Origin of the sequence: Robertmurraya mesotrionivorans (assembly GCF_050971805.1) — a bacterium.
GTDB lineage: Bacteria > Bacillota > Bacilli > Bacillales > Cytobacillaceae > Robertmurraya_A.
In genome coordinates this window covers 49,888-56,740 of record NZ_JBPCCH010000024.1, presented here as the reverse complement: position 1 = coordinate 56,740, position 6,853 = coordinate 49,888, and the positions used below count along the sequence as shown (strand labels likewise).

The 6,853-nt window shown below is 39.4% G+C and carries 6 protein-coding genes and 1 other annotated feature; all 6 genes read right to left on the bottom strand.

Annotated features, from left to right (window positions below):
* Positions 1-966: 966 nt before the first annotated feature.
* Positions 967-1,302 carry a FlxA-like family protein gene (locus ACRX5O_RS22180; protein ID WP_433907943.1) on the bottom strand — a complete coding sequence of 112 codons (336 nt, stop codon included), beginning with the start codon at positions 1,300-1,302 and terminating at the stop codon, positions 967-969.
* A gap of 18 nt (positions 1,303-1,320) precedes the next feature.
* Positions 1,321-2,676 (bottom strand): cadherin-like beta sandwich domain-containing protein, encoded by a 1,356-nt coding sequence (locus tag ACRX5O_RS22175; RefSeq protein WP_433907942.1) that lies wholly within the window; start codon positions 2,674-2,676, stop codon positions 1,321-1,323.
* A 67-nt stretch (positions 2,677-2,743) separates the two neighbouring features.
* Entirely contained in the window at positions 2,744-3,922 is a 1,179-nt protein-coding gene (locus ACRX5O_RS22170; protein ID WP_433907944.1) for an ABC transporter permease, read from the bottom strand.
* The gene (locus tag ACRX5O_RS22165; protein WP_433907941.1) at positions 3,861-4,601 is read right to left on the bottom strand and encodes an ABC transporter ATP-binding protein; all 741 of its coding nucleotides are present in this window, start codon (positions 4,599-4,601) and stop codon (positions 3,861-3,863) included. Before ACRX5O_RS22165 ends, ACRX5O_RS22170 begins: the two co-directional genes overlap by 62 nt.
* A 1-nt stretch (position 4,602) precedes the next feature.
* Positions 4,603-5,571: an efflux RND transporter periplasmic adaptor subunit gene (locus tag ACRX5O_RS22160; RefSeq protein WP_433907940.1), complete on the bottom strand. Its 969-nt coding sequence runs from the start codon at positions 5,569-5,571 to the stop codon at positions 4,603-4,605.
* 140 nt (positions 5,572-5,711) lie between these two features.
* Complete coding sequence (locus ACRX5O_RS22155; RefSeq protein WP_433907939.1) at positions 5,712-6,218, bottom strand: CBO0543 family protein; 507 nt, start codon at positions 6,216-6,218, stop codon at positions 5,712-5,714.
* A gap of 395 nt (positions 6,219-6,613) precedes the next feature.
* Positions 6,614-6,842, top strand: a binding site (T-box leader).
* Positions 6,843-6,853: the final 11 nt, after the last annotated feature.

The window sequence follows — 6,853 nt, the reverse complement described above, 5'->3', positions numbered from 1 at the left end:
TTCGCCATAAAAAAACCCCCAATAAAGTAAACAGATTTTTTATTATTTCATCTGTCTACTTTATCGGGAGCATATCATTTTGACTCACGCTATTTTCTTTTTTTAGTTTAATTGGCATTCGAAAGGACACACTTATTTACTATGATAATACTTGTTTGTACAGTTAAAATATGTTTTCAATTTTAATTTCAAATCGAATCATTTTTAATGCATTAAACCACTTAAACTTAAAGCATCGGGTGCGGTTTCCAAAGGTAAATTCCATCAAGTCCAGTCCGAATAACCGCTGGATTCGGACACCCCAAGGTAATATCATGGAAGTCCAGTCCAAATAGCCACTGGATTCGGACATCCCAAGGTAATATCATGGAAGTCCAGTCCGAATAACCGCTGGATTCGGACCCCCCAAGGTAATATCATGGAAGTCCAGTCCAAATAGCCACTGGATTCGGACATCCCAAGGTAATATCATGGAATTCCAGTCCGAATAACCGCTGGATTCGGACCCCCCAAGGTAATATCATTGAAGTCCAGTCCAAATAGCCACTGGATTCGGACATCCCAAGGTAATATCATGGAATTCCAGTCCGAATAACCGCTGGATTCGGACCCCCCAAGGTAATATCATTGAAGTCCAGTCCAAATAGCCACTGGATTCGGACATCCCAAGGTAATATCATGGAATTCCAGTCCGAATAACCGCTGGATTCGGACCCCCCAAGGTAATATCATGGAAGTCCAGTCCAAATAGCCATTGGATTCGGACATCCCAAGGTAATATCATGGAATTCCAGTCCGAATAACCGCTGGATTCGGACACCCCAAGGTAATATCATGGAAGTCCAGTCCAAATAGCCACTGGATTCGGACACCCCAAGGTAATATCTTGAAGTCCAGTCTAAATAGCCACTGGATTTGGACCCCCCAAGGTAATATCTTAGAATTCCAGTACGAATAGCTTATGAACTACAGCCCTTGACTTAATAACCGAGCCTCCTCGCTGATCTCAACTGTATCCTCCAGTGGCGTTCTAAAAGAAGATGTTTGTTGAACAATTGAGTTAGAATTATTTCCTTGGAGTTTTTGAATTTCTGTTTCGATTTGCTGGATTTGTTTTTCAAGCTGTTGTATCTCTTTTTGCTTTTTGTCCTCGTCTTCTTTAGATGCTTTTACTTTTTCCATTTGATTTTGTAGTTGTTGCTTTTGCTTTTCTAATGCTGCAATGGAAGTACTTGATTGATTCATAGAATTATATGCTGTAGAACTTGAAGCAATGGAAGATACTTGCATAATTTTGTACACGCTCCTAAAACAATAATATTAAAAATTAAATAGGGATTTTATCCAGTCCCAAAATGACCCTGAATTTTCTGTTGATTGATCAGACGTTTGCATTGCTTGTTTATATTGTCCTTGTTGATTTTCTGACATGGTTGACTGAGCAACATTAGAATCGGTGGTTTTTGATACAGAAGCTTCGGTAGTTTCATCAGTATTTGAGGTTTCAGTAGTTTCTACTTCTTCTCTCTCTTTATCAAAAACTAAAACATATGTTTTACGGTCATCTCCGTTTGTAACGGCTACGGAGATCGCAGTTTTTGCTTGATCCGGTAGAGCAACTGTCGTACTCGTGCTTCCTTCGATTTCAACCTCTGCATCACTTTCATCAGTTGTAGCCGCAATCGTAACACTAGTTACGTCTGTACCGACAGCTATATGATATGTGTAGGTATCTGAATCAAAGGTTTTATTCCATTTTCCTGATGAAACCGTTAGTGCTGATAGATTAGCAGTAGTTGGAGTTTCCGTTTGTGCTCCTGAACTACTTGTTAAAGTTCCCTGAGCAGTCGATGATGTTCGAGTAGAACTAGACACCGTTTGTGCAGTTGAAACAAGATTGGTAATAGTCGGTTGGTCCTTAGTTGTTGTAGTTTGATTGGTATTGGTTTTTGTATTGTCAGTCGTATTAGTATCAGTAGAGCTGTTTACCATAGCCGCTCTTGTGATCGTAACAGTATACTTAGACTGATTTCCATTTTCTGCTATGCTAACGAATGACACGGTGGTTTTACCTACTGGGAGTTCAATGGTATGGCCATTCTTTGGATCCACAGTAATCTCTCCCACTTTAACAGTAGATGTGTCGACTGAGGTTTCAGGTTTAATAGTTATCGAGCTTATGGAATTTTCAACATCGACTGAGTAACTTGTAATAGAAGGTGAAAAATTAAGACCTCCACTAGAAACAGTAAGATTAGATAGGTTGCTATTTTCATTTAATGCTCGAAAAATTGTTAGTGTATATGTAGTTACTTCACTCCCATTTGTGAGCGTTATTGTAAAAATATTTTCACCTGTATTAAGTGAGTAGATCAACTGTTCTTTGCTTGTAACTTCCTCTCCATTTACCGTTAAAAGGGTGCCATCGATTTCAGTGTCCAGAAGTAAACTCATGCTATTTATCTCATTTGAAACAGTTGCTGTGTATGTGGTTACATCTTTCGAAAAACTTTGATCGAGCTCAAACTCAGAAGTTTCAAGTGCTGATAATCGTGTTGTGCTTTCTGCTGTTATGTTTTCCTCGGCACTAACGTGATTAATAGGGGAAGCAGAAAAAGTAGCGAAGGTAATCATGGATCCAACAATTGCTACGTTTAGCCCTTTTTTTATATGCATGTTGCACCTCATTTCGTAGTTTCTTTTAAAATATCATCTGGCCATGATATTCACGGCCAGTGATAAGTTATTCCTGACGAAGCGCTTGAATCGGATTTAGTTTTGATGCTTTGTTAGCTGGGAACACCCCAAAAACGACTCCTATTAATAGGGAAAATAAGAAAGCAAGTAATGTAACGGATGGGGAGTAAGAAATGGTGATGCTAGAGAATACTTCCATTAGCTTTGATACTCCTAATCCAATTACCACTCCGATTAAACCTCCGAGTGTACTTAAGACAACTGCCTCTATTAAAAATTGTAATAATATTGATCTACGATTAGCTCCAATGGCTTTTCGTATTCCGATTTCTTTCGTTCGCTCAGAAACTGAAACGAGCATGATATTCATGATTCCGATACCGCCTACAAGCAAGGAGATGCTTGCTATGCCACCAAGCATAAGGGTCATTGTATCGGAAACAGAGGTCATCGTCTCCATTAAATCCTCTTGGCTTGATACAGAATAATAGTCACTTGAATTCGGGAAAAGGGTAGTCATCACACCTTGTACTTGGAACATGGCACGATTTACATAGTCTTCGCTCTCAGCTTGAAAGTAGACTGTTCCAATTGCTGTACTCTGAGTTATTCTCTGGGTGGTTGAAAGGGGAGCGATAATAACATTATCCCCATTCGTACCGAGAGAGGTACCAACAGACTCAAGGACTCCCACTACTTGGAATGATACACCTTCAATTTGTACACTCTGTCCAACTGGGTTTTCATATGGAAACAAAGTGTCTGCAGTAGTTGATCCAAGGACGACCACCTTCTGTCGTAGTTCATCATCCATATCGGTAATGAATTGACCTTGACTCAGTGTTAAATTTCTAACGGATAAGTAAGAAGAGGTTGTACCTGTTATTGACACCTGTGCAGTGTTTTCCTGATTTTTTGCATTTATGCGCCCAGTAACAACAGGGGCCACCTCTGAAATAACGTTCAATTCCTGGAATTCTAGAATTTGGTCGTCCTTCAATTGGACTAATTCCGTATCATTCACACTCAAGGTAATCAGGTTCGTCCCTAAGCTTCCGATTTCATCCGTTACAGACTGCGAGGAGCCTTGTCCAACCCCGACAAGTGTGATAACTGAGGCAACCCCAATAATAATTCCTAACATCGTTAAAATGGCTCGGATTTTATTGCTCTTGATACTCTTGAGTGCCATTTTGATAGATTCGACTAGGTTCAAACCAATCACCTCCATTTTCGTAAAGCTGTCCATCATGGATTCGAACGATGCGATTGGTTTCCTTTGCAACCTCTAAGTCATGGGTAATAATGACAATCGTCTGTCCGCGTTTGTTTAATTCTTTTAACATCTGCAATAACTCTTTACTAGTTTTGCTGTCAAGTGCACCAGTAGGCTCGTCAGCAAGAAGTACAGGAGGATCTCCTGCTAAGGCTCTTGCTATGGCAACCCTTTGCTGTTGTCCACCTGAAAGTTGTGTTGGCATATGGTGGATTCGTTCACCTAGGCCCACTCTTTCCAGACTATTAATTGCTTTTTCTCTACGTTCCTTTACAGTTAATCCTCTATATACCAGAGGAAGTTCGACATTTTCAAGGGCTGTTAATTTATTTAGTAAATTAAAATTTTGAAAAATAAATCCAATTTTCACATTCCTTATGGCTGCAAGCTCATGATCCTTCATATTATTGACCTTTTTTCCGTCAAGCAAATATTCACCCGAGTCTGGTTTGTCGAGGCATCCGATCATATTCATAAACGTAGATTTACCTGAACCAGATGGGCCAATGATAGAAAGGAAGTCCCCTTCATTAATTTGAAGGGAGACCTCTTGTAGTGCTTTAACCGTTTCGCCGCCCAGTTCGTATGATTTGGACATTTGATTGATTTCAATGACTGGTTTTTTCATATTACTCGCCGCCTCTTCCTGCTCTATCAGTAGGAGGTGTGCCCATTCCACCACTTGGGAAGCCACTTGCACCGCCAGTTCCAGAGAAATCTTTCATTGCACCTCGATCGGTAGCTGAGTCAATGCTCGAAGAGATTGTAATAGCTAATTGAATAATTTGTCCTTCCTCTAGTCCGGAAACAATCTCAATATTTTGGTCATCATTGATTCCTGTTTCTACAACTTGTTGGGTTGTTACAGCTTCTTCATTTTCACTCGTCTCAGACTCTTGGATAGTTACATATTTTTCATTACCATTTATTTTTACAGCTTCAATCGGAACATAAAGAACACTTTGTTTGCTCTCGGTTGTGATATTTACTTCAGTTGACATTCCTATTAAGAGATCTTTTGGATCATCAAATTGGACAGTTACCTCAAAGCTAGAAACACCATTTGTAGAAGTTCCTTCTTTAGACACCTTTGTAACCGTACCAGTAAATGTCTCATCAGGATAAGCACTTGCAGTGATTTTTGCTACTTGTCCTTCTTTAATACTTGCAATATCTAACTCATCTACCCCAATCACTGTTTGAAGAGTTACATAATCGGTCACATGTGCAACAACTTGTCCGTTCTGTAGGTTGTCTCCAGCTTCCACATCAAGGGTGGTAACCGTTCCGGCATGTGGGGCAGTAATCGGATCACTTCCATCCGTAAAAGTAACTAACTCAGTTCCTTCTTCGACGACATCATTCTCACTAACAAGAACCTCGTCTACTTCTCCACCAGAGCCTGCTGTCACGTCGCTGCTATTAATGGAAGCAACGGTGCCAGAACCACTAACTTGTACCTCAATATCTCCTCTTTGTACGGTAGAAGTCATGACTTGTGCTTCCGCAGTAGCAACTGTTTGGTTGCTTTTATAAAACCAAAAGCCCCCTCCAGCTAACAGAATCACAACAACTCCAATAGACATCCATTTCTTCAAACCTTTTACCTCCTCAATATGAAAACATTGTTATGAATTCATTATTAAGAGGAAACCTTAAAAAAACCTTAAAGATTTGAAAAGGGAGAATGGAATTATCAAGAGTAAGGGGGATTTCAGTTAATAAAAAGGGAAGGTAATTATTTGAGTGGAATATGAAAATACCACAACATAAAGCTAATAATACCCGTTGATAACACATAGGTTAAAATTGGGCGTGAATAATGTAATCGAATCATGCTATACATGATTGGATAAAAGAAAAAATCCATCCAATAGTAATAATTGTTATGTAAAAGAAGCCTGTCGAATTTATAGAAAACATACTCGATTGCCATGGAGGAGATGACCCATTGGCCAATAAAACGGATTTGTCTAAACAATGGCTTAGCAAACGGATAGTATGATAAGTACAAAAGTGTAATTGCGGGCAAAGCAATAAACGTATATAAAAGATCAATGATAATGTGTGACTTAAGGATATAATCCGGCTTATATTCCCACAGCAATTTGTCATGACAAAAGAAGTTATATAGTAAATTGCATGTGATTACATAGAAAATAGTGTGGTTATATCTCAACCATTCTCGCCAATTGCCGAATCCGTAGGCAAGCAAGAATAATAGGGTAAATAATAGTAAGTGCATAGTTGTCTCCCTACAAATAAAAATGATTGTTTCGACTTTACTTTTTCCAATTAATTTACAAAATATGTTGAAAAAGTGTTGACGAAAGGGAAATTATTCTATATATTATCTAATAAATTACAATTTATTTTGCGATGAAAAGGACATGAATGCTACTGTACGGTTAACAGAGAGGGAAGACAAAGGCTGGAATCTTCCTAACGCAGCTGTCGCATTTACCACCTTGGAGCTGTATTGGTGAAGTCATAGTAATCAATACCGTAGCTGCTACGATACAGCAAAACGAAGCCGCCTCTTAATTTTTTAGAGGTGGGAAGTTGGGTGGAACCACGAGACAAACACACTCGTCCCTTGTTAGAGGGATAGGTGTGTTTTTTGTTTTTTTTAAGTAAATAATTCATGCAATGAAAAGGACATGAGTGCTACTGAAAGGTTAACAGAGAGGGAAGACAAGGCTGGAATCTTCCTAACACAGCAGTTGCATTTACCACCTTGGAGCCGTATTGGTGAAGTCACAGTAATCAATACCGTAGCTGCTACGATACAGCAAAACGAAGCCGCCTCTTAATTTTTTAGAGGTGGGAAGTTGGGTGGAACCACGAGACAAACACACTCGTCCCTTGTTTGAGGGACAG

Coding starts and splice junctions, on each gene's coding strand:
- ACRX5O_RS22175 (WP_433907942.1), bottom strand. CDS start 2,676: ATGCATATAAAAAAAGGGCTAAACGTAGCAATTGTTGGATCCATGATT.
- ACRX5O_RS22165 (WP_433907941.1), bottom strand. CDS start 4,601: ATGAAAAAACCAGTCATTGAAATCAATCAAATGTCCAAATCATACGAA.
- ACRX5O_RS22155 (WP_433907939.1), bottom strand. CDS start 6,218: ATGCACTTACTATTATTTACCCTATTATTCTTGCTTGCCTACGGATTC.